The organism is Thioclava sp. JM3, from assembly GCF_002213185.1.
Taxonomy (GTDB): Bacteria; Pseudomonadota; Alphaproteobacteria; order Rhodobacterales; family Rhodobacteraceae; genus Thioclava; species Thioclava nitratireducens.
Map to the genome: position 1 here is coordinate 248,521 of NZ_NBOB01000005.1, position 26,617 is coordinate 275,137.

General features: G+C 62.7%; 25 protein-coding genes and 1 tRNA gene. 10 read left to right on the forward strand and 16 right to left on the reverse strand.

The annotated features are described in order from the left end of the window. Window positions 1-7: 7 nt before the first annotated feature. From B6V73_RS11210 to mtgA, 7 genes are all read left to right on the forward strand, one after another. Entirely contained in the window at window positions 8-805 is a 798-nt protein-coding gene (locus B6V73_RS11210) for an undecaprenyl-diphosphate phosphatase (RefSeq protein ID WP_088725271.1), read from the forward strand. Between the two features lie 218 nt (window positions 806-1,023). After that, window positions 1,024-2,457: an NAD(P)-dependent oxidoreductase gene (locus B6V73_RS11215; protein WP_088725272.1), complete on the forward strand. Its 1,434-nt coding sequence runs from the start codon at window positions 1,024-1,026 to the stop codon at window positions 2,455-2,457. A gap of 35 nt (window positions 2,458-2,492) precedes the next feature. Then, window positions 2,493-3,248, forward strand: coding sequence for a hypothetical protein (locus B6V73_RS11220; protein WP_233243063.1), 756 nt, complete (start codon window positions 2,493-2,495; stop codon window positions 3,246-3,248). Continuing rightward, entirely contained in the window at window positions 3,245-7,783 is a 4,539-nt protein-coding gene (gltB, locus tag B6V73_RS11225; RefSeq protein ID WP_088725273.1) for a glutamate synthase large subunit, read from the forward strand. The genes B6V73_RS11220 and gltB overlap by 4 nt, the downstream gene beginning before the upstream one ends. Before the next feature lie 76 nt (window positions 7,784-7,859). Beyond that, a complete protein-coding gene (locus B6V73_RS11230; protein WP_168174887.1) occupies window positions 7,860-8,435 on the forward strand; it encodes a DUF1269 domain-containing protein in 576 nt (191 codons plus the stop codon). Between the two features lie 131 nt (window positions 8,436-8,566). Next, a complete protein-coding gene (locus B6V73_RS11235) occupies window positions 8,567-9,484 on the forward strand; it encodes a Hint domain-containing protein (protein ID WP_088725275.1) in 918 nt (305 codons plus the stop codon). A 31-nt stretch (window positions 9,485-9,515) separates the two neighbouring features. After that, window positions 9,516-10,262 carry a monofunctional biosynthetic peptidoglycan transglycosylase gene (gene mtgA, locus B6V73_RS11240; RefSeq protein ID WP_075775159.1) on the forward strand — a complete coding sequence of 249 codons (747 nt, stop codon included), beginning with the start codon at window positions 9,516-9,518 and terminating at the stop codon, window positions 10,260-10,262. Here mtgA and B6V73_RS11245 read toward each other — a convergent pair whose 3' ends face one another. Genes B6V73_RS11245 through B6V73_RS11260 form a run of 4 tightly spaced genes read right to left on the reverse strand, consistent with a single transcriptional unit; the run spans window position 10,263 to window position 14,053 of the window. Then, complete coding sequence (locus B6V73_RS11245) at window positions 10,263-10,829, reverse strand: DUF3833 domain-containing protein (protein ID WP_233243064.1); 567 nt, start codon at window positions 10,827-10,829, stop codon at window positions 10,263-10,265. 1 nt (window position 10,830) lies between these two features. Then, window positions 10,831-11,994, reverse strand: coding sequence for a cyclopropane-fatty-acyl-phospholipid synthase family protein (locus B6V73_RS11250; RefSeq protein ID WP_075775449.1), 1,164 nt, complete (start codon window positions 11,992-11,994; stop codon window positions 10,831-10,833). Next, the gene (locus tag B6V73_RS11255; protein WP_088725276.1) at window positions 11,994-12,746 is read right to left on the reverse strand and encodes a DUF1365 domain-containing protein; all 753 of its coding nucleotides are present in this window, start codon (window positions 12,744-12,746) and stop codon (window positions 11,994-11,996) included. Before B6V73_RS11255 ends, B6V73_RS11250 begins: the two co-directional genes overlap by 1 nt. Continuing rightward, complete coding sequence (locus B6V73_RS11260) at window positions 12,743-14,053, reverse strand: FAD-dependent oxidoreductase (protein WP_088725277.1); 1,311 nt, start codon at window positions 14,051-14,053, stop codon at window positions 12,743-12,745. The genes B6V73_RS11255 and B6V73_RS11260 overlap by 4 nt, the downstream gene beginning before the upstream one ends. 190 nt (window positions 14,054-14,243) lie before the next feature. On the opposite strand from B6V73_RS11260, the gene B6V73_RS11265 reads away from it, so the two are divergent. Both B6V73_RS11265 and B6V73_RS11270 read left to right on the forward strand, forming a co-directional pair. After that, complete coding sequence (locus B6V73_RS11265; RefSeq protein WP_075775156.1) at window positions 14,244-14,831, forward strand: sigma-70 family RNA polymerase sigma factor; 588 nt, start codon at window positions 14,244-14,246, stop codon at window positions 14,829-14,831. Beyond that, a complete protein-coding gene (locus B6V73_RS11270) occupies window positions 14,828-15,466 on the forward strand; it encodes a ChrR family anti-sigma-E factor (RefSeq protein WP_075775155.1) in 639 nt (212 codons plus the stop codon). Before B6V73_RS11265 ends, B6V73_RS11270 begins: the two co-directional genes overlap by 4 nt. Before the next feature lie 4 nt (window positions 15,467-15,470). Here the strand turns inward: B6V73_RS11270 and B6V73_RS11275 are convergent, their stop codons facing one another. The 8 genes from B6V73_RS11275 to leuB form a co-directional block, all read right to left on the reverse strand. Next, the gene (locus B6V73_RS11275) at window positions 15,471-16,379 is read right to left on the reverse strand and encodes a glycosyltransferase (protein WP_088725278.1); all 909 of its coding nucleotides are present in this window, start codon (window positions 16,377-16,379) and stop codon (window positions 15,471-15,473) included. A 6-nt stretch (window positions 16,380-16,385) separates the two neighbouring features. Next, window positions 16,386-17,255, reverse strand: a complete 870-nt coding sequence (gene rfbA, locus B6V73_RS11280) for a glucose-1-phosphate thymidylyltransferase RfbA (protein ID WP_088725279.1) — start codon at window positions 17,253-17,255, stop codon at window positions 16,386-16,388. After that, complete coding sequence (gene rfbD, locus B6V73_RS11285) at window positions 17,252-18,097, reverse strand: dTDP-4-dehydrorhamnose reductase (protein WP_088725280.1); 846 nt, start codon at window positions 18,095-18,097, stop codon at window positions 17,252-17,254. The genes rfbA and rfbD overlap by 4 nt, the downstream gene beginning before the upstream one ends. Further along, the gene (rfbB, locus tag B6V73_RS11290; RefSeq protein WP_088725281.1) at window positions 18,094-19,131 is read right to left on the reverse strand and encodes a dTDP-glucose 4,6-dehydratase; all 1,038 of its coding nucleotides are present in this window, start codon (window positions 19,129-19,131) and stop codon (window positions 18,094-18,096) included. Before rfbB ends, rfbD begins: the two co-directional genes overlap by 4 nt. Next, on the reverse strand, window positions 19,128-19,700 hold the full coding sequence (gene rfbC / locus B6V73_RS11295; RefSeq protein ID WP_168174888.1) for a dTDP-4-dehydrorhamnose 3,5-epimerase: 573 nt from the start codon (window positions 19,698-19,700) through the stop codon (window positions 19,128-19,130). Before rfbC ends, rfbB begins: the two co-directional genes overlap by 4 nt. 98 nt (window positions 19,701-19,798) lie before the next feature. After that, window positions 19,799-19,875: transfer RNA gene (locus B6V73_RS11300), tRNA-Pro, on the reverse strand. Window positions 19,876-19,927: 52 nt separating this feature from the next. After that, window positions 19,928-20,905, reverse strand: a complete 978-nt coding sequence (locus B6V73_RS11305; protein WP_088725283.1) for a DMT family transporter — start codon at window positions 20,903-20,905, stop codon at window positions 19,928-19,930. A gap of 117 nt (window positions 20,906-21,022) precedes the next feature. Continuing rightward, window positions 21,023-22,126, reverse strand: a complete 1,104-nt coding sequence (leuB, locus tag B6V73_RS11310) for a 3-isopropylmalate dehydrogenase (protein WP_088723490.1) — start codon at window positions 22,124-22,126, stop codon at window positions 21,023-21,025. Window positions 22,127-22,342: 216 nt separating this feature from the next. Here leuB and B6V73_RS11315 point away from each other — a divergent pair, with 216 nt between their 5' ends. Next, the gene (locus tag B6V73_RS11315) at window positions 22,343-23,263 is read left to right on the forward strand and encodes a hypothetical protein (RefSeq protein ID WP_075776752.1); all 921 of its coding nucleotides are present in this window, start codon (window positions 22,343-22,345) and stop codon (window positions 23,261-23,263) included. On the opposite strand, the gene B6V73_RS11320 is transcribed toward B6V73_RS11315, so the two are convergent. The 4 genes from B6V73_RS11320 to leuD form a co-directional block, all read right to left on the reverse strand. Next, window positions 23,227-24,216 (reverse strand): endonuclease/exonuclease/phosphatase family protein, encoded by a 990-nt coding sequence (locus B6V73_RS11320; RefSeq protein WP_346426026.1) that lies wholly within the window; start codon window positions 24,214-24,216, stop codon window positions 23,227-23,229. The genes B6V73_RS11315 and B6V73_RS11320 overlap by 37 nt on opposite strands. A 44-nt stretch (window positions 24,217-24,260) precedes the next feature. Next, complete coding sequence (locus tag B6V73_RS11325) at window positions 24,261-25,088, reverse strand: hypothetical protein (protein ID WP_143597896.1); 828 nt, start codon at window positions 25,086-25,088, stop codon at window positions 24,261-24,263. A 272-nt stretch (window positions 25,089-25,360) separates the two neighbouring features. Continuing rightward, window positions 25,361-25,873: a DUF308 domain-containing protein gene (locus B6V73_RS11330; protein WP_075776749.1), complete on the reverse strand. Its 513-nt coding sequence runs from the start codon at window positions 25,871-25,873 to the stop codon at window positions 25,361-25,363. Window positions 25,874-25,999: 126 nt separating this feature from the next. Next, window positions 26,000-26,605, reverse strand: coding sequence for a 3-isopropylmalate dehydratase small subunit (gene leuD / locus B6V73_RS11335; RefSeq protein ID WP_075776748.1), 606 nt, complete (start codon window positions 26,603-26,605; stop codon window positions 26,000-26,002). Between the last annotated feature and the right edge of the window lie 12 nt (window positions 26,606-26,617).

Sequence of the window (26,617 nt, forward strand, 5' to 3'; positions counted from 1 at the left end):
GGTATTCTTGAGCTATCTGAACGATGTTCTGCTCGGTGTGATCGAAGGGATCACCGAGTTCCTCCCGATTTCGAGCACTGGCCACCTCATTCTCGCCGAACATTGGCTCGGTACGCGCTCGGATACCTACAATATCGTCATTCAGGCCGGGGCGATCCTCGCCGTCACGCTGATCTACTGGCGCCGCCTGATGGAACTGCTGTTCAACTGGCGCGATCCTGAAAACCGCGACTATTTGGCGAAGCTTACCGTTGCCTTCCTGATTACGGCTGTTCTGGGCCTGATCGTAAAGAAGATGGGCTTCGAGTTGCCGACGGCCATTCAGCCAGTCGCCTGGGCGCTGGTGATCGGCGGCTTCTGGATGCTCTTTGCCGAGCGGGTCGCGGATCGTCAGCCCGATAGCAGCCACGTTTTCTGGCGTGTCGCGATCGCAGTCGGGATCGCGCAGATCGTGGCCGGGGTCTTTCCGGGCACCTCGCGTTCCGCCACGACGATCTTCGTAGCGATGCTTCTGGGCACCTCGAACCGCGCGGCCGCGACTGAATTCGCCTTCCTCGTCGGCATCCCCACCATGTATGCGGCGAGCGGTTACGAATTGCTCAAACAGTTCAAGGACGGGGCCGGCGGCAACGAGGACTGGACCGCGCTCAGCGTTGCCTTCGTCGTCTCGACAATCACGGCCTTTGTCGCGGTGAAATGGCTCCTTGGTTACATTCAGGGGCACCGTTTCACCATCTTCGCGATCTACCGGATCATCTTCGGTGGGCTCTTGCTGAGCCTCGCGGCGGTCGGTGTGCTAAGCTAACGGAGCGCGAATCGCTTTTTGGCGGTGCGTCATCTTCAGGAAAATCAGGGAAAAGCCGCAATAACGTAAACTAAGCTGACCTAGTTTGAGTGATTTTGAGGGGCCTTCTCGCGCACCTCACACAAAAAACGCACATTTAGGTCAGCCTTGCTTACTTTTATTGCTGCGGCAAGCGGTGTAGTCATGCGCACCCACCGGTTTTCTAGGGAGGCGCCACAATGGCCAAGCAACCGATGCTCAAGTTCGTCAAGACGGCGAAAGAGATGCCTCAGAAGCGCGACGCGAACGTGCGCTCCCATGATTTCAACGAAATCTATCGCGAATACGCGGACGAGAAGGCTGCCGAGCAGGCGAGCCGCTGCAGCCAGTGCGGCGTGCCGTATTGCCACACGCATTGCCCGCTCCATAACAACATCCCCGACTGGCTGCGCCTGACCGCCGAAGGCCGTCTGCAGGAAGCCTATGAGATGTCGCAGGCGACCAATACCTTCCCGGAAATCTGCGGTCGCATCTGCCCGCAGGATCGTCTGTGCGAAGGCAACTGCGTGATCGAACAGTCGGGCCACGGCACCGTCACCATCGGCGCGGTCGAGAAATACATCACCGACACCGCTTTCGACATGGGCTGGGTGAAGCCGATCAAACCGGCGACCGAGCGTGCCGAAAGCGTCGGCATCATCGGCGCGGGTCCGGGCGGCCTGGCAGCGGCCGACATGCTGCGTCGCGCAGGCGTTCAGGTCACCGTCTATGACCGCTACGACCGCGCGGGTGGCCTGATGACTTACGGCATCCCCGGCTTCAAGCTCGAGAAAGACATCGTCATGCAGCGCGTGAAGCAGCTGGAAGATGGCGGCGTCGAATTCGTGCTGAACTGCAATGTCGGCACCGACATCTCCTTCGACGCGATCCGCGGCAAGCATGACGCGGTGTTGATCGCAACGGGCGTCTACAAGACGCGCGAACTGACCGACGAGGGGTCGGACGCGGCCGGCATCGTGCGCGCGATCGACTATCTCACCGCCTCGAACCGCAAGAGCTTCGGCGACGAGGTACCGGAATTCGAGGACGGCACGCTCAACGCCAAGGACAAGCGCGTCCTCGTCATCGGCGGGGGCGACACCGCGATGGACTGCGTGCGCACCGCGATCCGTCAGGGCGCCACTTCGGTGAAATGTCTCTATCGCCGCGACCGCGCCAACATGCCGGGCTCGCAGCGCGAAGTGCAGAATGCCGAGGAAGAAGGCGTGGAATTCGTCTGGCTCTCCGCACCGGCCGGCTTCTCGGGCAATCCCGTCACCAACTGCTCGGTGCAGCGGATGCGTCTGGGCGCTCCGGACAAGTCGGGCCGTCAGAGCCCCGAGAAGATCGAGGGCGGCATCTATGACGAAGAGGCCGACCTGGTGATCAAGGCGCTCGGTTTCGAGCCCGAAGATCTGCCCGGCGCGTGGGACGCCGACGATCTGGAAACGACCCGCTGGGGCACCGTGAAGGCCGAGTTCGGCACCCACGCGACCTCGATCCCCGGCGTCTACGCGGTCGGCGACATCGTGCGCGGTGCTAGCCTCGTCGTCTGGGCGATCCGCGACGGGCGCGAAGCGGCTGGCTCGATCCTGGGCTATCTCGAAAACGTGGCGGCGGTGGCAGCGGAGTGATCCGCGCCCTGTCGATCTGAAAAGGAATGCATGCGATGCGGTCGAATTTTCTCGGCATGGCGATCTGCGGGGGGCTCTTCAGCGCCCTGCCCGCCCATGCCGCAGACTTCAAGCCGCCGCAGGGCTGCGAGGTCTTCATGACCGTGCAGATGCATAACTGTCAGGTCGCCAATTACTATCGCTGCGCCGCCGATCCCGAGGGCGATCTCTGGACCGCGTTCGCGGATGGCGAGGGCATCTATTACCTGAGCCATATAGATTCCGAGACCCGCTGGCTCGAAAGCGTGTCGACCGATACCGGCGAGATCGAGATGTTCGATCCGGGCGCGTCGAAGGACGCCCCCTCGTTCTCGGCGCTCCTGTCGGATGGCAAGGACGATTACGATTTCGTCACGCGGTCGAATTACCGGGGCCTGCGCCGCTATGTCGGCAGCGATGCCCTCACCGGCAACTCGCTCAGCATCGACGATGTTCCGCTCGAGACAATCACCTTCGACCTGCGCGAAGACGACCAGAACGGCCAAACCGTCGCGACCCGCACCGGCACGCAATATATCTCGCGCAAGTATCGCGTGTTCTTCAGCGGTGCCGAGCGGTTCGAGAACGATCAGGGCGATGTCGTGAGTTATGACGACAGCCCGGTACGCTTCGACTTTCCCGGCGATCCCGGTTTTTCGACCGAGACGCCTGAATATGACTGCGACCTGATGATGACGGAGGCCGATCTGCGGCCCACGCGCGTCAGCCTCGCCCCCCTTTCCCGCTCTTTCTCCAAGGAGGCACTGCAATGACCAAATATGACGAAGCCTGGGTGGCCGCCGAGGAAGCGAAACGCCAGTGGATGAACGAGAATTCGCTATGGAAGGAAGATGACGAGAAGGCGTCCTGCGGCGTCGGTCTCGTGGTGTCGATCGACGGCAAGGCCTCGCGCCGCGTCGTGGAGAACGGCATCGACGCGCTGAAGGCGATCTGGCACCGCGGCGCGGTCGATGCCGACGGCAAGACCGGCGACGGCGCGGGCATTCACGTCCAGATCCCGGCCCCCTTCTTCTACGACCAGATCCGCCGCACCGGCCACGAGCCGGACATGGAGAAAATGGTTGCCGTCGGTCAGGTCTTCCTGCCGCGCACCGATTTCGGCGCGCAGGAGCGCTGCCGCACGATCGTCGAATCCGAAGTTCTTCGGATGGGTCACTACATCTACGGCTGGCGCCACGTTCCGGTGAACACCGAAGTGCTGGGCGAGAAGGCCAACGCAACGCGTCCCGAGATCGAGCAGATCCTGATCCGCAACGACAAGGACATCGACGAGGAGCAGTTCGAGCGCGAGCTCTACATCATCCGCCGCCGCATCGAGAAAGCGGCGATCGCTGCGCAGATCAATGGGCTCTACATCTGCTCGCTGTCGACGCGCTCGATCATCTACAAAGGCATGATGCTGGCCGAGCAGGTCGCGGAATTCTATCCCGATCTGAAGGATGAGCGCTTCGAATCCGCCTTCGCGATCTATCACCAGCGCTATTCCACCAACACCTTCCCGCAGTGGTGGCTGGCGCAGCCGTTCCGGATGCTGGCGCATAACGGCGAGATCAACACGATCAAGGGCAATACCAACTGGATGAAGAGCCATGAAATCCGCATGGCCTCCTCGGCCTTCGGCGACAGCGCCGAAGACATCAAGCCGATCATCCCGGCAGGTGCGTCGGATTCCGGTGCGCTCGATGCGGTGTTCGAACTGATGGTCCGCTCGGGCCGCAACGCGCCGATGGTGAAGACCATGCTCGTGCCCGAGCCTTGGTCGAAATCCACCGATACGATGCCCTCCGCATGGCAGGACATGTATGCCTATTGCAACGCCGTGATGGAGCCGTGGGACGGCCCCGCCGCGCTGGCGATGACCGATGGCCGCTGGGTCTGCGGCGGTCTCGACCGCAACGGCCTGCGCCCGCTGCGCTATGTCATTACCGGTGACGGCGTCCTGATCGCAGGCTCGGAAGCCGGCATGGTGCCGATCGATGAGGCGACGGTCGTGGAAAAGGGCGCGCTTGGCCCGGGTCAGATGATCGCGGTCGATATGCGCGAGGGCAAGCTCTACCACGACACCGAAATCAAGGACAAACTGGCCGCGGCACAGCCCTTCGGCGAATGGGTCGGCAAGGTTACCGATCTGAACGCGATCCTCGTGGACGTGCCGGAAGAGCCGAAATTCTCCGGCGGCACGCTGCGCAAGCGTCAGGTCGCAGCGGGCTACACGGTCGAAGAGATTGAACAGATTCTCGCGCCGATGGCAGAGGACGGCAAGGAAGCCATCGCCTCTATGGGCGACGACACGCCGCCTGCGGTTCTGTCTAAGCAATACCGTCCGCTGAGCCATTTCTTCCGTCAGAACTTCAGCCAGGTGACCAACCCGCCGATCGACTCGCTTCGTGAAAGCCGGGTGATGTCGCTCAAGACGCGCTTCGGCAACCTGAAGAACGTCCTCGACGAGGACAGCTCGCAGACCGAAATCTGGATCCTCGAAAGCCCGTTCCTCGCGAATTCCGAATTCGACCACATGCTCAAGGAATTCGGCGAGCAGGTGGCGATGATCGACTGCACCTTCCCGGCCAATGCGGATCAGGATGCGCTGCGCGAGGGTCTGACCCGGATCCGTCAGGAAGCCGAAGACGCGGTGCGCTCGGGTGCGCTGCATATCGTGCTGACCGACGAGGAGCAGGACGAGAACAAGGTCGCGATGCCGATGATCCTCGCGACCTCGGCGGTGCATAGCTGGCTGACGCAGAAAGGTCTGCGGACCTTCTGTTCGATCAACGTCCGCTCGGCGGAATGTATCGACCCGCATTACTTCGCGGTGCTGATCGGCTCGGGCGCGACCACAGTGAACGCCTATCTCGCGCAGGACACGATCGCCGACCGGATCGACCGTGGGCTGCTGAGCGGCTCGCTCGTCGATGCGATGCGCAAGTATCGCGATGCGATCGACGCCGGTCTGCTGAAGATCATGTCGAAGATGGGGATCTCGGTGATTTCCTCCTATCGCGGCGGTCTGAACTTCGAAGCCGTGGGTCTGTCGCGCGCGATGGTCGCGGAATATTTCCCCGGCATGCACTCGCGCATCTCCGGCATCGGTCTGCACGGCATCCAGCACGCGCTTGAAGGCGTGCATGCGAAGGGCTGGAAAGGCGGTCAGGACGTGCTGCCGATCGGCGGCTTCTACAAGGCGCGCCGCACCGGCGAAAGCCACGCCTGGGGCGCGCAGTCGATGCACATGCTGCAATCGGCCTGTAACCGCGCGAGCTATGACCTGTGGAAGCAGTATTCCGCGATGATGCGGGCGAACCCGCCGATCCACATCCGCGACATGCTGGACATCAAATCGCTGGGCAAGCCGGTGCCGATCGAAGAGGTCGAGTCGATCACCTCGATCCGTAAGCGTTTCGTGACGCCGGGCATGTCGTTGGGCGCGCTTTCGCCCGAGGCGCACAAGCTCCTGAACGTCGCGATGAACCGGATCGGCGCGAAGTCGGACTCGGGTGAAGGCGGCGAAGACCCGGCGCATTTCGTGCCCGAGCCGAACGGCGACAACCCGTCGGCGAAGATCAAGCAGGTGGCGTCGGGCCGTTTCGGTGTCACCGCCGAATACCTCAACCACTGCGAAGAGCTTGAGATCAAGGTCGCTCAGGGTGCCAAGCCCGGTGAAGGCGGCCAGCTTCCGGGGATGAAAGTCACCGACCTGATCGCGCGTCTGCGGCACTCGACCAAGGGCGTGACCCTGATCTCGCCGCCGCCGCACCACGACATCTACTCGATCGAAGACCTCGCGCAGCTGATCTACGACCTCAAGCAGATCAACCCGAAGGTCAAAGTGACGGTGAAGCTGGTGGCGTCCTCGGGCGTCGGCACGATCGCGGCCGGTGTCGCGAAGGCGAAGGCCGATATCATCCTGATCTCGGGCCACAACGGCGGCACGGGCGCATCGCCCGCGACCTCGATCAAATATGCCGGTCTCCCGTGGGAGATGGGTCTGACCGAAGCGCATCAGGTTCTCGCGATGAACAATCTGCGCGAACGCGTCACCCTGCGGACAGATGGCGGTCTGCGCACGGGCCGCGATATCGTGATGGCGGCAATGATGGGGGCCGAGGAATACGGCATCGGCACTGCCGCCCTGATCGCGATGGGCTGCATCATGGTCCGTCAGTGTCAGTCGAACACCTGCCCGGTGGGCGTCTGCACCCAGGATCCGGAGCTGCGCGCCAAGTTCACCGGCACGGCGGACAAGGTGGTGAACCTCATCACCTTCTACGCTCAGGAAGTGCGCGAAATCCTCGCCTCGATCGGTGCGCGTTCGCTCGACGAGGTGATCGGGCGCGCCGATCTTCTCAGCCAGGTGAGCCGCGGGTCGGCGCATCTCGACGATCTGGATCTCAATCCGCTCCTGATCACCGTCGATGGCTGGGACAAGATCGTCTACGACCGCTCGAAGCCGCGTAACTGGGTTTCGGACACGCTCGACGCCGAGATCATCAAGGACGGTCACCGCTTCTTCGAGGATGGCGAGAAGATGCAGCTCTCCTACGCGGTGCGCAACACGCTGCGCACCATCGGGACGCGCGCCTCTTCGCACATCGTGAAGAACTTCGGGATGCGCAACGCGCTGCAATCGGACCACCTGACGGTGAAGCTGACCGGCTCCTGCGGTCAGTCGCTGGGCGCCTTCGCGGCCCCGGGTCTGAAGATCGAAGTGTCGGGCGATGCCAACGACTATGTCGGCAAGGGCCTCTCGGGTGGCATGATCGTCGTCCGTCCGCCCATGGCTTCGCCGCTGGTGGCCTCCGAGAACACGATTATCGGCAACACCGTGCTTTACGGCGCGACCGAGGGTTACCTCTTCGCGGCGGGCCGCGCAGGCGAGCGCTTCGCGGTGCGTAACTCGGGTGCGAAAGTGGTGATCGAGGGCTGCGGCTCCAACGGTTGCGAATACACGACCGGCGGCGTCGCGGTGATCCTCGGCTCGATCGGCCCGAACTTCGGTGCGGGCATGACCGGCGGCATGGCCTATCTCTACGATCCGGACAATACGGCGGAAGAGCTGATCAATCTCGAAAGCCTCGTCACCTGCGGGCTGGGCCACGAGCATTGGGAAGCCGAGCTGAAAGGCCTGATCGAGCGTCACGTCGCCGAAACGGGATCGCGCAAAGGCGCAGATATTCTCCAGCACTGGGAGACCGAGAAGGCCAACTTCCTGCAGGTCTGCCCGAAGGAAATGCTGGCGCATCTGTCCTATCCGCTCAGCGACGAGCCGCAGGCAGTGCCGGCGGAATAAGGGAACCCACCCCCTCACGGAACCGTTTCAAAGGGCGAGACAAATGTCTCGCCCTTTGTTCTGTCTGGAGGTAACGATGTCCGAATTACTGGTGATGGCGCATGAAACGGAAGCCGCCGGTTTCGCGATGCGCGAGGAACTGACCGCCCTCGAGAAAGAGGGATTTTTCCGGTCGCAGGACATTGTCGTCGTGACCCGCGAGCAAAGCGGCGCGGTCCGGGTCCATGAGAACAGCAATACGGTCGCCCTCGGCGCGATCGGCGGCGCGGTCTGGGGCGGCGTCCTCGGGTTGGTTTTCCTGTCGCCACTGGTCGGGGCAGTAGTGGGCGCCGGGGCCGGGGTGATCTCGGGCAAGTTCACGGATATCGGGCTGAATACCTCCTTCCTGCGCGAAGCGGGAGAGAGCCTGCCGGAAGGCGGCTCTGCGGTTTTCATCATGCTTAAGAAAGCCAGCGCCGCCGAAGTGCTCGACCGAATGCGGACACTGGGCCATGCAAGCGACCGCGTGCTGCAGATTCCCCTGCCGGAAGATTTCCACGAACGGCTGGAAGTCGCGCTCTCCTCTGGGGGCACCACGGCCTTCACCGGCGAGGAAATCAGCGAAGGCTCGACCGGCGGCCTTGCTCGGATGGTCGGCCCCTCTGCGCTCTGAATTGGCCCGTCGCCGGGCTGCCACTTTTTAATCCTGTGTTAATTTTGCGCCTTACAGGCGCCTTCGTGTCGCCCAGATCGCTGCTTACCACGTAACGAATAACCAATAATAACGTTACCAGGGCAGTAAAGATGGCGACTTATTACGATCAGTTCTACGTCATGGACCCGGGCAATCCGCCCACCGCAGGCACCGCCCTGTCTCCGACGACATTCGAAATCGTCGACAGGAACAACGACAACTGGATATCAAGCAGCAACGGTGCCCGCGACACGATCAACGGCCAACGCGTCACCGATGTCTGGCGCGGCGACACGATCACGATCGAACGTGCGAACGGCATGCAGGAAACGATCACCGGCGATACGTTCTACCTGCGCGACGGGACGGCCGTGTTTACGCCCTCGGACGGTACGATCCTCCACAACGCGACCTTCGTCAGCTCGACCTACGTCACGCAAAGCACGCAGGCCCCTGTCGGCGACCTCGGACCCGCCTGTTTTCTCGCCGGCACGCGGGTCGAGACACCCAGTGGTCCGCGTGCGGTCGAAACGCTCTCGGCAGGCGATCTCGTCTCAACCGAAGACGAAGGGCCCAAGCCGCTCCTTTGGGCGGGGGGACGGGTCTGCCGTGGCGCCGGCCTTTACGCGCCGGTCCGCTTCGCCGCCGGTGCCATTGGCAACGAACGTCCGCTCTACGTATCGCAGGAACACCGGATGTTGCTGCGCGGCTGGCGCGCCGAGATCGCCTGCGCGGATAGCGAGGTGCTGATCGCCGCAAAGCATCTGGTGAATGGCAAAAGCGTGCGGATCGAGCCGAGGGCAACCGTCCACTATCGCCATCTGCTCTTCGCGCGGCATCATATTCTTATTGCCGAAGGTGCGCCGAGCGAGAGCCTCTTTCCAGGGAACATGATCCTCGACGAAGATCGCGACCTCGCGCAGGAGATCCGCACCGCGTGGACAGCCGTCTCAGACGCACCGATCGAAACCATGGTAACGGCGCGACAGGTGGCACGCGGGCCGGAATTGGCGCTCCTTGTCGCTTGACCCCTCGGGGCGCGCTGTGACTTATACGCGCATGGCAAAGAGCACGAAAAAAACGGGCAGAAAGCCCGCCAAACGCAGCACGAAATCGAGTGTCTCCACCCGCATGCGAGCGCCGTTTCGCGGCGCTCTTAAATGGGCGCTGCGCGGCCTGCTCGGTCTCGTCGCGCTCGTGCTCGTGCTTATGGTTCTTTTCAAGTTCGTTAACCCACCGACCACCTGGACGATTTGGAGCGAACGCCAGCGGCTCGGTGCGGTGGATCAGAAATGGGTGCCGCTCGAGGATATTGCGCCGGTGCTTGCCCGGTCGGTCGTCGCGGCGGAGGATGCCAATTTCTGCAATCACTGGGGCTTCGACATGCGCGCGATCCGCAAGGCGATCGACGATGGCGCCAATCGCGGCGCCTCGACGATCACCCAGCAGACCGTGAAGAACGTGTTTCTCTGGCAGGGCCGAAGCTGGCTGCGCAAGGCGCTGGAGGCTTCTATGACACCGCTCGCCGAAGCGATCTGGGGCAAGAGACGGATTTTGGAAATCTATCTTAACGTCGCCGAGTTCGATGAGGGAGCGTTCGGGGTGGATGCTGCGGCGCATCGCTATTTCCGCAGCACACCCGACAAGCTGAGCGCCCGGCAATCCGCGCTGATCGCAGGCGTCCTGCCGGACCCGAAGGACCGTTCGGCAGCGAAGCCCGGCAGCTTCCTGTCGCGCCGCGCGCGTTCGATCATGGATGGCGCGGCGACGATCCAGAAAGACGGCCGCGCCAGTTGCTTCGAGTGATCATTCGGCCGGTTCGGTCATCGGCCGCATGACCGCGAACAGCTCCGCCACCTTGATGCCGAATTTGCGCATCTGCGACCGGTTCAGAAGCGTCCCGTCCGGCATCAGGTAAATCCAGTCGGTAACGTCGAGCACATGGCCGCCCGCGTCTTCCGGCAGCCGCAGCCGGTATCGCATCCGCAGCGCGTTGCCCGACTGCTCCATCTCGGCGCGGCCTTCGATATCGTCGGCGGTCGAGCTGATCTCGCCGTTCGGCCCGAACTGAATATTCCATGCCCGGCTCTGGCGACGCCCTGAGGCATATTCGAACTCTTCCTCGATTACGCCACCGTCATTGGTGAACCGCCCCGTCATCACAGCGCGGAAGCGGGAGGTGACGCGGCCGTCGGGCCCGTAGATCATGCCGTGCGCCTCGACGGGACCGTCGAAGGCCCGCCGGATGTCGAATTCCGGGCTCTCTGCCGCGTAATCCGCAGATTTCTGCGCCGGGAAAGAGAAGAAGAAGTGTCGGACCAGCAAAGCCGCAAAGATCAGGGCCGCGACGACAATTAACAATTTCAGCATCATGTTACGCCCTCGCATGTGCCAGTTGCACCTGAACGACATCGGTATGGCCGACCGCGAAAGCCGCCGCGCAGGCTTCGAGATAGTAGGCCCAGTTGCGCAGGAATTCCGGGCCAAAGCCCAGCTCGGCAGCCCGCGCGCTGCGCTCTTTCAAGCGGGCGGCCCATTGCCGGCAGGTTTCGGCATAGTCCTGCCCGAAAGCGAAGCTGTCCTTCACCGCCAGGCCCGCCTTCGCCGCCTGATCCCGGATCACGCCGTCCGACAGGAGCATCCCGCCGGGGAAGGTGTATTGCCGGATGAAATCCGAGGTCTGGCGATATTTCGGAAAGTAGGAATCAGACACTGTTATGGCCTGAATCATTGCCGAACCGCCCTCCGCGAGCCGCTCTTTCAGAGTACGGAAATAGTTCGGCCAGTAGCGCTCTCCGACCGCTTCGATCATCTCGATGGAGACGATATGATCGAACTGCCCCGGCGTACGGCGATAGTCTTGAAGCCGGATATCCGCGCGCCCATCGAGCCGCGCATCGGCATAGCCTTTCTGACTGGGCGAGATGGTGATGCCGGTGACGTGGCGCCCCTGCTCGGCCGCGCGTTCGGCGAAATGTCCCCAGCCGCAGCCGATCTCCAGCACCTGCTCCCCCTCACCCATCCGGTCGAGAATGCGATCGAGCTTGCGGTTTTGGGCCCGGTGCAGATCGCTGTCGCCCGGCGCGAAAAGCGCCGACGAATAACTCATCCCTTCATCGAGCCAGAGTTGATAAAACTCATTTCCGACATCGTAATGCGCCCGAATGTTGCGCGAAGCGCCACGCAGCGAATTGGCCCGCATCAACCGGTCGATCAGGCGGAATTTCAGGTTCGACCAGAAGCCCGCATAGGCATAGCCGTCGACCACATCGAGGTTCTTCAGCGCGAGAGAAAGAAGCGCCTCGATCGAGGAGGTCTCCCATAGCCCCGCAATATAGGCCTCGCCTAGGCCGACATCGCCGCGAGACGCCATCGCCACCACGGCTTGCCAGTCGCGGATTTCCATATCGGCCTGCGGCTCTCCGTGACCAAAGCGGCGAGCGGTGCCGTCGGGCAGGCGCAAATAGAGCGTCCCATGCTCGATCTTCTCGCATGTGGCGAGGAATTCGCTGCGGATGCGGTTGGTCAGGAAAGGCATCATTGGCTGATCTCCTCGGTCGGGGGTGTGGGCCGCGGCAGGTAGCGGGCGCCTTTGAGCTTGAGCCGCAGGGCCTGCCAGTAGATCAGGCCGAGCGTGCGGATTGGGGTGAGCGGACGGCGCAGCGCCATCCCGAGAAGTGCCACCGAGGTGAGTGGACGCCGGTCGGTCACGAGAGTCGCAACCACGCCTTCTTCTCCATTTCGGTGGTCGATGCGGATGCGGATATGTTCCGCCCGGATATCGAAGCGGAAGCGATACTCGCCCGCGATCGTCTGGAACGGGGAAACATGGAAGATCTTCGCAGCGTGAAGCTCGGTTTCCGCAGAAATAGGGTCGAAATCGGGGGTGGCGCAGAGATAGGAGTGCCGATCACCGAAAGTGTTGTTCACCTCCGCGATAACGGCGCGCAGGTCGTCTTGCGCATCATAGGCCAGCCAGAAATTCACAGGGTTGAACCCCGCCCCGAGAATTTTCGGTTGGGTCAGAAGGCGGAGCTTCGCGATCTCCGGCGCACCGAGCCGAGAGAGCTGCTTGCGGACCCACTCCGCGCCTTCCCCATGATGAGGCGTCCCACCATAGTCCTTGTCCTGCACCGTCGCGAGGTTGCGCCCACGTCGTGAGAATACTCTTGGCCAGGGGCCCCGCGAATCCGGATCGATCAGCACGTAATCGACGTGATAGCGGAACTGGTGGGCAATCGCGCCCCGCCGCGCATGGACCGTGTGACCGGGACAGAATTCGCCACTCATGCGGGCACCTTCTCGAACTTGATCTGCGGCTGCGCCCCGCGATTGAGCTCGCGCGCAACCCGAACGGCCGAGGCAAACCCGTCCTCGTGGAAGCCATGACGTAGCCACGCCCCTGCAAACCAGGTCCGATTCAGACCCTGTATCGCCTGGATTTCGCCCTGCGCCCGCAACGCCGCGCGGTCGAAGACCGGGTGCCAGAAGACCTCGTGGTCGTAGATCTTTTCCTCGGCAATTGGTGTGTCGGGGTTCAGTGTGACAAAGAGCGGATCGCGCTCGGGGATGTTCTGCAACTTGTTCATCCAATAGGTCACACCAAGCCGCGTCTCGCTCGCACGGGTCTGCGCCTGGTAGACCCAGCTCGACCAACAAGCGCGCCGGCGCGGCATCTGCGCCTCGTCGCGATGAAGATATACATCGTTTGGCTGATAGCGGACCGCCGAAAGCGCGGCCTGCTCCTGCGGGGTCGGCTTGGCGAGCAGCTTGAGCGCCTGATCGGAATGGGTGGCGATGATCACCTGGTCGAACTGATCCGGAAGGGCCTTTTCCGCCAGAATGGCGACCGAATTTCGCTCCCGCTTGATCGCGGTGACCGGGGTACCGATGCGGAATTCGACACCACGCAGACGCAAGGCCGCCTCCAGCCGCTTTACATATTCGATCGACCCGCCCGAGACTGTCCACCACTGATGCTGACCGGTCGCTGACAACAGCGCGTGGTTCTCGAAGAAGCGCAGCAGGCTTTTCGCGGGAAACGCGCCGATCTGATCGGCGGGCGTAGACCAGATCGCCCCGCAAATCGGCAGCAGGTAATAGCGCCGGAACCAGTCGCCTAAGTTCAACTCGTCCAGCAGGCCGTCGATCGTCACGTCGTCACTCTGCGCGACAGAGACGGCTTTCGCATTGAACTTCGCGATATCCGCGACCATCCGCAGAAATCCCGGCCGGGCGAGGTTGCGCTTTTGCGCCACGAGGCTGTTCAGATCGCGCAGCGCATATTCGATGCGGCCTTGATCGATCGTCACGCCAAAGCTCATGTCGGATTTCTCGACGGGCACGTCGAGCTCGGAGAACAGGCGCGTCAGATGGGGATAATTCGCGTAGTTGAAGACGATGAAACCGGTATCGACCGGCTGATCGCCGTTGCGCCCCGCGACGATCGTCCGCGAATGCCCACCGAGCCGCGGCTCCGCCTCGTAGACGGTAACGCGGTTCTGCGGCGCGAGTTGCCACGCCGCGGCCAGACCGGAAATCCCCGAGCCGATGATCGCGATGCGTTGCGCCTGTGGATGCACGGCATCAAATGACATTCGAATTCTCCCAAGCTCTTGAAGGCTTAACGGTGCATATTACCGTTTGGATCAGAAGTTTTTTCGCGACTCATGTGAACCAGATTCCCATAAGCTGCGTATCGGTCACATGCTGAGAGATGCGACCATCAACTTCGACACCACGGGGACCCCGCCAATCGCGGCGGGACATACCTTTGCCGGGAAGAGTATGGACGACAAGAATTCAGCGAAACCGACGCCAGAGGCGGCATGCGAGCAGACCGACTGGCTCGTCGCCGTTCGTGACAGGCGTGACAAAATGGCCTTCGCGCGGCTTTACGATCACTTCTCGCCGCGGCTGAAGGGGATGCTGGTGCGCTCTGGCATGTCGCAGGCGGCGGCGGAGGATGTGGTGCAGGACGTGATGCTCACGATCTGGCGCAAGGCTCATCTTTACGACGAGACGCGGGCGCGCGCCTCGGCATGGATCTACCGAATTGCGCGCAATCGGCAGATCGATGTGATCCGAAGACGGCCCCGGCCCGTTCCAGACGAGCTGGTCGCCGAAGCGGAAACGCGGGAAACCCGAGAAGCCGACGCGGCGATCGGGTTGGAACAGGAAGCGGCGCAACTGCGTGAAGCGATCAAGGCTCTGCCCGAAGCGCAGCGCGACATTATCGAGCGGGCCTACGTGGGTGAACTCACACAGGCAGAAATACGCGAGGCAACAGGCCTCGCACTTGGGACGATCAAATCGCGGATCCGGCTCGCGCTGGAGAAGCTTAGACACGAGTTAAGGGATCTGAGAGACGAATGACGGAGATTACGCATCATTTGCCCGATTGGTTGGTTCGGTCTTACGCGACCGGCTCGCTGGGTCATGCGTTTTCGCTGGTCGTCGCGGCGCATGTGAGCCAGTGCGACGAGTGTCGCGCAAGGCTTGAAGCAGAGGAACTGGCAGGCGGGCTGGTTCTGGACGAGCTTGAAGGCATGGCGCCGAGCGACGATTTGCGGCGACGTGTGTTTGATGGGCTGGACGACGACGATGTGATCGTCGCGGCGCAACCCGCGCGCGCAGGAATCTATCCGGGCGCCGTGGTCGAGGCGATGGGTGCGGACAACCCGCGCTGGCGTGCCTTGGGCGGCGGCATCAAGCAGGCCATCCTGAGCGAGGACAAGGAGGGGTCGGCACGGCTTCTCTACATCCCACCGGGAATGGCGGTGCCCGATCATACCCATGGCGGCCTGGAACTGACCATGGTTCTGCAGGGCTCCTTCTCGGACGAAACCGGGCGCTTTGGCGTGGGCGATGTGGAAGTGGCGGATGACGATCTCGACCACACGCCGATCGCGGGGATGGAAGATGTCTGCATCTGCCTCGCCGCGACCGATGCGCCGCTGAAGTTCAAGGGGCTCCTGCCGCGCCTTCTGCAGCCGATTTTCCGGATTTGAGACCCTAAATCAGGCGAAACACGGCCCCAATCCAAAGGGCAAGCGTAGCCGCCCGGCTTTGGCGATAGAGCCTCAGCCGGGCGAATTCTTTCATTCGGGTCGAAAAATCTGCCTCGCGCATATTCAAGAAGCGGTTGAAAATGGTCCGGTTTTCGGGCGTGAACCGATGCGCGGAGGCGGTAAGCGCCGCGCATTGGACATCGATCCAACCACGCCATTCACCCTTCAGCAGCCGCTTCAACCGAGAGAGCTTTGCACGCATCGTGAGGTTCGCACCTTCCGCGTTGCGGCCATGCTGTCGATAGAGAAGCGTAGGTTCCGCGTCATAGACGACCCGGACGCCGCAGCCAGTGAACAGTTGATAGATCCACCAGTCATGGCGCGGCGCGACCTGCAATTCGCGCGCCGCAGAGATGGCAAGCCCGGCCCCGGCCGGGTTCAGGAGGATCGTGTTACCGGCCGCGATATTCTGGACCAGAGCGTTACGGAACGATGGCCGATGTGGATGTCGCGCCGAAAGGTGTTTGTTTCCCAAATTAGCGTCACAGACCCATGTGCGGCTGCAATAGAGAGCAGGTTTACCCTCGTCCAAGGCCGAAATCCCCCGCGCGAGCCGATCCGGCAACCAAACATCATCCTGATCGCAGAAGGCGATGAACTCGGTCGTGGCGGGGTCCAAGCCGCTTAGAAGAGATAGGAAATTCACCCCCGCTCCTTTTTGCGGCCCGGCTACAATCCATACCTCATGGCTCCGCGCGAACTCTGCCAATAGATCGTGTGCGGCATCGCTTCGGCTGTCGTCCCCAACAATCAGCCGCCACTCAGGATGCGTCTGCGTCGCGAGGCTTTCGAGCTGATCGCGCAACTCCGGGCCCGGATCGCGTGTCGCCATCAGGATCGTGACCCGTGCCATTGACCATCACTCGATCAGGCGCAGCAGATACTCGCCATAGCTGTTCTTGCCGAACTCATTCGCGCGATCTTTCAGTTGCTCGCCACTGATCCAGCCTTTCTCGAAGGCGATTTCATCCGGCGAGCCGCTTTGCAGCCCCTGTCGCTCTTCCAGCGTTCGCACGAAGTTCCCCGCATCGAGCAGGCTGCCATGCGTTCCGGTGTCGAGCCAGGCAAAGCCCCGGCCCATCTGCGTGACCGAGAGCGCGCCGTCATGTAGGTAGGTTTCCAGAAGCGAGGTGATCTCCAACTCGCCCCGAGCGGACGGCGTGATCGTCTTGGCGCGGTCCGGAGCGGTCTCGTCGAGGAAATAGAGCCCCGTGACCGCGAATTGCGAGGGCGGTACTTCGGGCTTCTCGATGATCGCACGCACTTTGCCGCTCTCGTCGAAATCCACTACGCCGTAGCGTTCGGGATCGCGGACGCGGTAGCCGAAGACGGTGCCGCCCTCTGTGGTCGCATTCGCCGCTTTCAGGATCTCGCCGAGACCCGCCCCGAAGAAGATGTTGTCGCCCAGAACCATCGCCGAAGGGCTGCCCGCGAGAAAATCTTCAGCTAGCAGATAGGCCTGCGCCAGACCGTCGGGCGAGGGCTGGGTGATATAGGTCAGGCTCAGCCCCCATTGGCTGCCATCGCCGAGCGTGCGGATGAACTGCTCCTGATCATGCGGCGTGGTGATCACCGCAATCTCGCGAATGCCGGCCAGCATCAGCGTCGTCAGCGGATAGTAAATCATCGGTTTGTCATAGACCGGCAGAAGCTGTTTTGAGACGCCCATCGTGATCGGATAGAGCCGCGTGCCGGAGCCGCCCGCCAGAATGATCCCCTTGCGCGTCATATCGCCCCCAATTCGGTCAAAACCTCGTCCAATCCCGATCTCCAGTCGGGTCTGTTCAGGCCGAACACGGCCAGATCGCTGCAGTCGAGCCGCGAATTGAGCGGCCGTTTCGCGGGCGTCGGATAATCGGCGGTGGGAATGTCCTCCACCGTCACGTCCCGCCCGGCCCGCGCGAAGATCTCCCGCGCGAAGCCTGCCCAGCTTACATCGGGAGAGCCTGAGAAATGGTAAACGCCGCTCTTCTCGGGCGCGCGCTGCAACTCTTGCGCTATCGTCAGGCAGGCCTCGGCGATGGCCTTGGCCGGAGTCAGGCCACCGATCTGGTCGGCGACGATCGTCAGGTGATCGCGGCTTTCCGACAGGCGCAGCATCGTTTTCACGAAATTCCCGCCATGCGCCGAAAAGACCCAACTCGTGCGCAGGATGGCGAAGGGGCCGCCTGCGGCCCGGATCGCCTCTTCGCCTGCGAGCTTGGTGCGGCCATAGGCGCCCAGCGGCGCGGTCGGATCGGTCGGTTTGAACGGCGCGTCCCCCGAGCCGTCGAAGACGTAATCGGTGGAGATGTGAACGAAGGGGATGCCAAGGTCGCGGCAGGCCTCGGCCATCGCCGCGGGCGCGTCACCGTTGACCGCCTGGGCAAGCGCCTCTTCTTTTTCAGCTTTGTCGACAGCCGTATAGGCCGCGGCGTTGATTACGGCCTCTGGCTTGGCCTCCCGGATCGCCTGTGCGGCGGCGTCGGGATTGCTCAAATCGACCCTATCCCGGCCCAAGAACGCCGCATCGGGTGCGAGGCGCTGCAATTCCTGCGCGACTTGGCCGGTCTGTCCGAAGACGAGGATCATGCCTTGCCCAGCCTTTCACCGACGCCGTGCCGCTCCAGCAGCGGGCGCCACCAGTCCTCGTTCTCGAGATACCAGCGCACGGTGCGCTCGAGCCCCTCTTCGACGGTGACGCTCGGGCGCCAGCCCAGCTCCTCGCGGATGCGGGTCGGGTCGATCGCGTAGCGGGCATCGTGGCCGGGGCGGTCGGTGACGAAGGTGATCAGATCGGCATAGGGCGCGTCGCCCGGACGCAGCTTGTCGAGAATGGTGCAGATCGTCTGGACCAGATCGAGGTTCGACCGCTCGTTCTCGCCGCCGATATTGTAGCTGCGGCCTAAAGCGCCCTTCTCCAGAACCAGAAGCAGCGCATCGGCGTGATCCTCGACATAGAGCCAGTCGCGCACATTCGAGCCGTCGCCATAGATCGGCAGCGGCTTGCCCGCGAGCGCGTTCAGGATCACGACCGGGATCAGCTTTTCCGGGAAGTGATAGGGGCCGTAATTGTTCGAGCAATTGGTGAGCACGACCGGCAGGCCATAGGTCTCGTGCCAAGCGCGCACGAGATGGTCCGAGCCCGCTTTCGAGGCGGAATAGGGACTATTTGGGGCGTAGGGCGTCTCTTCGGTGAACTGGCCGGTGGCCCCAAGCGTGCCATAGACCTCGTCGGTCGAGATGTGATGGAAGCGGAAGCTCTCGGGGCGGCCCGCTCCCTCCCAAAAGCTGCGCGCCGCTTGCAGCATGTTGTAGGTGCCCATCACGTTCGTCTCGATAAAGGCGCCGGGACCGTCGATCGAGCGGTCCACATGGCTTTCGGCGGCGAGATGCATCACCGCGTCGGGCTTGTGGCGAGCGAAGATCGCCGCCAAAGCCTCGGGGTCGCGGATATCGGCCTGCACGAACGCATAAAGCGGGCTGCCCGAGACGGGCGCGACATTCTCGAGGCAGGCGGCATAGGTCAGCGCGTCGAGATTCACGACCTCATGGCCGCGCGAGACGGCGAGGCGGACGACGGCGGAGCCGATGAACCCGGCACCACCGGTGACGAGAATCTTCATGCTGCGCCCTCCCAGGTGAAGGGGCTGTCGAAGGTAGCGAAAAGAGGTGCTTCGGCATCCTTGCCGGACAAAACAGGCTCTATGCCTGCGGAAAGTGGCCAATCTATGCCCAGATCGGGATCGTCCCAGCGGATCGCGCCTTCACACTCGGGCGCGTAGTAATCCGAGCATTTGTAGACGATCTCGGTCCCCGGCTCGAGCGTCACGAACCCATGCGCGAAGCCCGCCGGGATCAGCAGCTGCTTGCCGTTCTCGAAGCTCAGCTCCGTGCCGAACCATTGCCCGTAAGTCGGGCTGCCCTTGCGGATATCAACCGCGACATCCCAGAGCCGCCCGCGTCCGCAGCGCACCAGTTTCGCCTGAGCGTGGGGCGGGGCCTGAAAATGCAACCCGCGCACGGTGCCCACGGTCTCCGAGACCGAATGGTTGTCCTGCACGAAATCGATCTCGATCCCGGCTTCGGCAAATCGCTTCGCCGAATAGCTCTCGGAGAAAAATCCGCGGTGATCGCCGAATCGCTTCGGGGTGATCACAAGAACGCCGCTGAGGGGTGTTGCTTCGACCTGCATGCGCCCTGCCTTCATTGCTTCGGGAAAGTTGTGCCAAAGCACGGGCCGAAAGGCCAGCGACATCGCCAAAAGCCAAGAAATCAGGGAAAATCGGGAAATGGTCGGAGCGAGAGGATTCGAACCTCCGACCCCCTGCTCCCGAAGCAGGTGCGCTACCAGGCTGCGCTACGCTCCGACCGTGGGCGGGGAATTAGCGGCTTGCGCGGGGTTTTGCAAGGGGGTCTTGATCAGCTTCTTGAATTGGGTGCGCGAAGGCCCAAAACGCGGCCCAGAAGCGACGAACGCGGCGCGGTCGCGGTTTCCGAACGTCCCCGCGTGCGCAGCACCGGCTGGTTCGTGGAGACGCGGGTCTCGCGGATCACGATGTAGATGCCGGACAGGATCACGACGCCGGCGCCGACGAGCGTCGGGATATCCACGCTCTCGTGGAAAATGATCCAGCCGTAAAAGACCGCCCAGAGGATCTGCGAATATTGCATCGGCGCGACGATTGCGGCCTCTCCCGCGCGATAGGCGAGGATTTGCAGGAAGGACGCGGTCAGGCCGAACATCGCGATCACCGCCATCAGGCCGAGATCGGTAATCTGAAGCGGCTGCCAGACGAAAGGGAGAAGGATCGCCATGACGATCACGTTGCCCAGAAGCGGCGAGAGCAGGAGGACGACAGAACGCTCCTCCGAACCGATCTTGCGCACGATCACCGAGGCGAGGGCGCCGGTCACCGCCGCCGTCATCGCCGCGAAATGGCCCGGCGCGAGTTCCGCCTGTCCGGGGCGCATCACGATCACCACGCCGATCAGGCCGAGGATGACAGCGGCCCAGCGGTGGATACCGACCCGCTCGCCGAGGATCGGGATCGAGAAGACGGTGACCAGCAGCGGCATCGCGAAGAGAAGCGGATAGACCTGCGCCAGTGGCAGGGTCGAGAAGGCGTAGAACGCGCAGAGCCCAGTGACGACGGTGGTGACGACACGCCCCACGACCCAACCGGGATGAACCGGGCGCAGGCTGCCCTCGCGCTTGTCGTTGAGCAGGATCACCGAGAGCAGCGGGAAGGATAGAAGCGCCGCGAAGAACACGATCTGAACCGGCGAATAGGTCTGGCCAAGATGTTTGATGATGACGTCATGCGTGGCATAGATCGCCATCGATGTCAGGCCGAGCGCGGCGCCGCGCGCGTTTGATTTTCCGCCAAAATCGGGCATGGAAGGCTCCCGGTGTTATCGCTCGCATCTTGGGCGGATGTTCGGGAGTTGCAAGGCCGCGGCATGAAAAAGGCGCAAGCTTTCGCCCGCGCCTTTTCATGAGACTGTTCTCTTGGATCAGAGCGAGGCGTCGAGCGCTTCGATGATCTTGTCGCCCATCTCGGCGGTCGAGACCGGGGTGCCGCCTTCGGGGCCCATCAGGTCCGCGGTGCGCACGCCATCGGCCAGCACTTTCTCGATCGCGTTTTCCAGGCGGGTCGCCTCGTCGCCCTGATCGAAGCTGTAGCGCAACGCCATCGCGAAGCTGAGGATACAGGCGATCGGGTTGGCCTTGCCCTGCCCCGCAATATCGGGCGCCGAACCGTGAACGGGCTCGTACATCGCTTTCGGGCGGCCATTCGCCATCGGCGCGCCGAGGCTCGCCGAAGGCAGCATCCCGAGCGAACCGGTCAGCATCGCCGCGCAGTCAGACAAGATGTCGCCGAACAGGTTGTCGGTGACGATCACGTCGAACTGCTTGGGCGCGCGCACGAGCTGCATCGCGCCGTTATCCGCATACATGTGGCTCAGTTCGACTTCCGGGTAGTCCTGACCGACGCGGGTCACGACTTCGCGCCAGAGGATGCCCGACTCCATCACGTTGGCTTTCTCCATCGAGCAGAGCTTCTTGTTGCGCTTCATCGCCAGTTCGAACGCGGCACGGGCGGCGCGCTCGATCTCGGACTCGGTGTAGCGCTGGGTGTTGATGCCGACGCGCTCGTTGCCTTCTTCGAAGATGCCGCGCGGCTCGCCGAAATAGACGCCCGAGGTCAGTTCGCGCACGATCATGATGTCGAGGCCTGCGACCACGTCCTTCTTCAGCGAGGAGAAATCGGCGAGCGCGTCGAAGCATTGCGCGGGGCGCAGGTTCGCAAACAGGTCCATCTCTTTGCGCAGACGCAGCAGGCCGCGCTCCGGCTTCACCGAGAAGTCGAGCGTGTCGTATTTCGGGCCACCCACGGCGCCGAGCAGAACCGCGTCCACTTCCTGCGCCTTCGCCATCGTCTCATCGGCCAGCGGCACGCCGTGCTTGTCATAGGCCGCGCCGCCGACGAGGTCTTCGCTCACGTCGAAGGCGAGGTCGCGCTTGGCACCGTACCAATCGATGACTTTGCGAACCTCGGCCATGACTTCGGGGCCGATCCCGTCGCCGGGCAGGATGAGGATGGAAGGGTTGGTCATTAGGATAATCTCCCGAGAAAACAGGGTCTCGAAGGGGGTATCCCCTGCCCGCCCCCTGGTCAAGCGGCACAGGTCGCGAAACCGTGTCTGGACGATCGGCAAGCGGTTGCCGAGGCTTCGGCGGGCTTTTGCGGATCAAGTGGTTGGCGAGTGGCCCCCGCGCGCGTATGAGCGCATGCTAGAGTTTAGAGCAGGCAGACGACACATGAGGGCGAAATGAATCGCAGGGTACTGATCCTGGGAATGGGCGGTTTGTTCGGATCAGCTGCGGCACGGTCCTTCCGAGCGGCTGGCTGGGACGTCGATCGCTATCGCCGGGGCACCGATATGGCGATCGCGGCGCGCGGCGCGCGGTGGATCGTGAATGCGATGAACCCGCCGAATTACCACGACTGGGCGAACCAGATCCCGCAGATCACCAAGCAGGTTCTGACCGCGTCGCGCGATAGCGGCGCATCGGTGATGGTGCCGGGCAACGTCTATGTTTACGGGCGCGAGCCGTCTCCGTGGAGCGCCTCGACCCCGCATCACGCCTGCACCCGCAAGGGCAATATCCGCGCCGAGATGGAGGCGCGCTATCGCGCCCATGCCGAGGAGGGCCGTTCGGTTGTGATCCTGCGCGGCGGCGATTTCATCAATGCCGAGGCGCCCGATACGCTGCTCAACCGGGTGATGCTGAAGGATTTGCGCAAGGGCAAGATCACCGCGCTCGGCAAGCCCGATGCGCAGCGCGTCTACGCCGATCTCGAGGACATGACGCGTGTCGCGGTGCAACTTGCCGAGACCGAAGATCACTCGCCCGGTCTTCTCGATCTCGGGTTCCCCGGAACCCGGTTCTCCGTTCGCGAGCTGGCCGAGGAATTCTCCCGCCAGATGGGGCGCGACATCTCGATCAAGAAATTCCCGTGGACGGCGCTTCTGCTCGCATCGCCCGCGTGGGAACTGGCACGCGAACTACGCGAGATGCGCTACCTGTTCGACATGAGCCACGAAATCGACGGCACCGATTTCCACGCACGCTTCCCGGAATTCACGCCGAAGACGCTGCAGCGCGTGGTGTTCGAGCATCTCTATATCCGGGGCCTCAAGGTCGTGCCCGATCAGGGCAATACAATGTCTAGCCAGACCATCTTGTGACGCGAGGCGGCGCGTGCCGCCTCCGCCAAGGGCGCGACCGGCTCGGGCCAGACGACGCCCGCCGCCTCTACATGCAGATCATTCGACGGCAGAACGTAGTCGAGCCGTAGGTTACCCGGGCCGTCGTAATCGGCGGTATCAAGGCTCGGGTCGCCCCTATGATCAGGATCCGCCGCAGCTTTCGCCCCCGCGCTCCGCGGCTGGGGGTCTTGGAAATGCGGACCGTTCAGCAGCAGATCGAGCGCATCGCGCCGCCCCTCCCCGTCCTTCGGGTCGAGGTTGGCGTCGCCCATCAGGATCACCGGCGATTCGGGCGGCAGCGCGTCGAGCTCCCCATCCAGATAGCGCAGCCAGAAGGCGATCTCATCACGATTGCGGCGCCCGTTGCGATCTTCCGGCCCATCGAACACCGGCGGCGTCGCGGAGAAGGCCAGAAGATGAAGGCGCTCGCCCGACGGCAACTTGAGCGGCACGTCCCAATGCCCCGTCGAACTGAGGCGCTGTACCGCCATCGCGTCGGGCGACAGCTCCGCCCCGGCGATCCTCCCGTCGGGCAGGTCCTTCCACAGCATCCTGGAGAAGTCGCGCACACGGTCGGCCTCGATCGGATAACGCGACAGAAGCGCCATGCCGCCCTGCCCCGGAAATCGTCCGTAGCCTTGGGCATCCCGCGCTTCGCCAAGCTTTCCGTTGCCGTCGAGATCGGCCCCGCTCGGCCAGCCGCTATTGGGGCGCGACGCGAAAAGGTGCGGATAGGGCTGCGCGAGGCGTTCGTTCAGCGCCTCCAGCGACAGCCCGTCGAGATCCCAGTCGATCCCGGTCAGCAGCAGAACATCCGGCGCGATCGTGTCCACGATCCGCGTCGCCGCCGCGACCTGCGCCTCGCCTTTGCGGATGTCTTTCAGAAGAAGGCCCGGACCCCGGCGCGACAGCCCAGCATCCCATGTCGCCACACGCAGAGTCTCTGCCGTGGCGGGCAGCGCGAAACAGAGCGCGATCAGGCCGGCAAGTAGTCGCTCGCCCCGGAGGCGAGACGCTTGTTCTCGATCATTTGCGCGACCCGGGCCAGCGCGATGCCGCGCATGAACAGGCTTGCGGGAAGGAAGGCCCATGCCGTCACCATCCAGATCATCGTGTGTGGCACTTCCAGCGTCACGATCACGAAACTGACCGAAACGAGTTTGAGCACCGCCGGAATAAGGAAGGGTAAAAGAAATCCGAGTGCAATGTTGAACCACGCGTCGCGGCGCAGGCGCTCGACCACGTCGCCGCCCGCGGTGGGGTCGAAGGTCGGCAGATTTACCCAGACGTTGAATTTGGTATGCGCCTGCGGCCAGCCCATGATCCGCATGACGATGACGAAATAGCCGAGGGTCAGCAGCGAGATCAGGTAGGCCATCCCCGCCGCGGTGCGCACCAGCGCGACCTGATGCAAAGAGGCATCCGCCGGCAGCGCGAGCTGCAATAGGCGCACGGGGCTGTAAGGCACATCGATGGAGCTTGCGACCGTAGTGCCTAGAACCTCGATCAACCGGGTCAGCGTCGACGCGTGATATTGCGACTGTACCGCAAGAGAGAGCAGGCCGACGGTTAGAAACAGCGACATGAACCGAATGCGGTTGAAGGGCGGCGCGTCGCGAAACTCGATCAGACCGGGATAGACCGAGGCGTATTCGAACAGGGTCAGCGCAAATCCGAACAGCGCCATCAACGCCACGATCTGGGCGGTGTCGCTACTGGTATCGGGCTGTATGAGCGCGGGGATGCAAATCACCACCGCAACGAGGATCGCGCGAAAGAGCGCCCCTGAGAGACGTGAAAACACAGTTACCCTACCCTTCCCTGCGGTCGGATTCGATACATTGCCGATCCTTTTACCCGCAAGACGCGCGCCAAATGTGACCCGCTGCCTCAAACTTGCCATGATTTTGCCCAAGTTCCCGATCCAAGCAAATACTGTTTTCAGACTCTCTGCCGTATTCGGGCGTTTTCTGGAAAGACCTGGTGCGACATTGCATCAATAAAGGTGCAAAATTGTGGCAAACTAGGGAGCGGAACCATATTTTGTGGATCAAGGGCTTAGCCGGTCAAAAGCCCTCAGGAGTCGCGACTGGCAAAGCCGAGTGCGGCAAGACCGACACCATCCGCGAGAAGCTGGATGCCCAGCAAAAGCCCGAGGATCTGCGTCGCGATCTGATCGAAGGCCGCGAAGATCAAAAGCCCGAGAAGGATCGAAACCGCGCCCGATAGGACCAGCATCCAGCGCAGGCGCGGCGCCGCGAGGCGCAGGCCGATCAGCAGGCGCAACGCCCCCATCAGCAGGAAGAGCACGCCGACCACCGCTGCGAGCGAGACCGTGCCGGACATCGGATCGGCGATCAGCCAGACGCCGACGACGATATTGAGAAGCGCGATCAGCCCGTGCCACGCGCGATGCGCCCCGTCTCGGTCGTTGAAGGCGAGCCACGCCTGCACCACCCCGGCAATCAGGAACAGTATGCCCACGAAGGTAGTCAGGGCCAGAGAGGTCGCGAAGGGATTCGTGATGGCCGCGACGCCGAGAACAATCAGCACGAGGCCGGTCATCAGAAACAGGGTCGAAACGCGCATCGCATCATCCTCTCGGTCTACGTCAAATGATGAACGATACCACGGGCGGTGCGTTCCCGCGCCCCCTCCTCACGAAAAAAGCCGCCCGGGTCGGGGCGGCTTTTCCTGTTCTTATGGTATCGGGTATTACACCCAGGGACGCGCCTGATGCATCTGCGTCTCGAAGCTGTCGATGGCTGCGGCCTTTTCAAGCGTCAGGCCGATATCGTCGAGACCTTCGAGCAGGCAATGCTTCTTGAAAGCGTCGACATCGAACTTGATCGTCTCGCCTTCCGAGGTCGTGATCTCCTGGTTCTCGAGATCGACGGTCATCCGTGCGTTCGAGCCCTTCTCCGCATCCTTCATCAGGATATCGACCTGCTCCTGCGGCAGCACGATCGGCAACATCCCGTTCTTGAACGAGTTGTTGTAGAAGATGTCGGCGAAGGAGGTCGAGATGATCACCTTGATGCCGAAATCCGCGAGCGCCCACGGGGCGTGCTCACGCGAGGAGCCGCAGCCGAAGTTGTCGCCGACCACGAGGATCTGCGCTTCCCGATATTGCGGCTTGTTGAGAACGAAGTCGGGGTTCTCGTTGCCCTGACGGTCGTAACGCATCTCGTCGAACGCATGCACGCCGAGCCCGGTACGCTTGATGGTTTTCAGGAAACCCTTGGGGATGATCATATCGGTATCGATATTGACCAGCGGCATGGGCGCGGCGATCCCGGTAACTTTTTCGAACTTTTCCATTCTCGTCGCTCC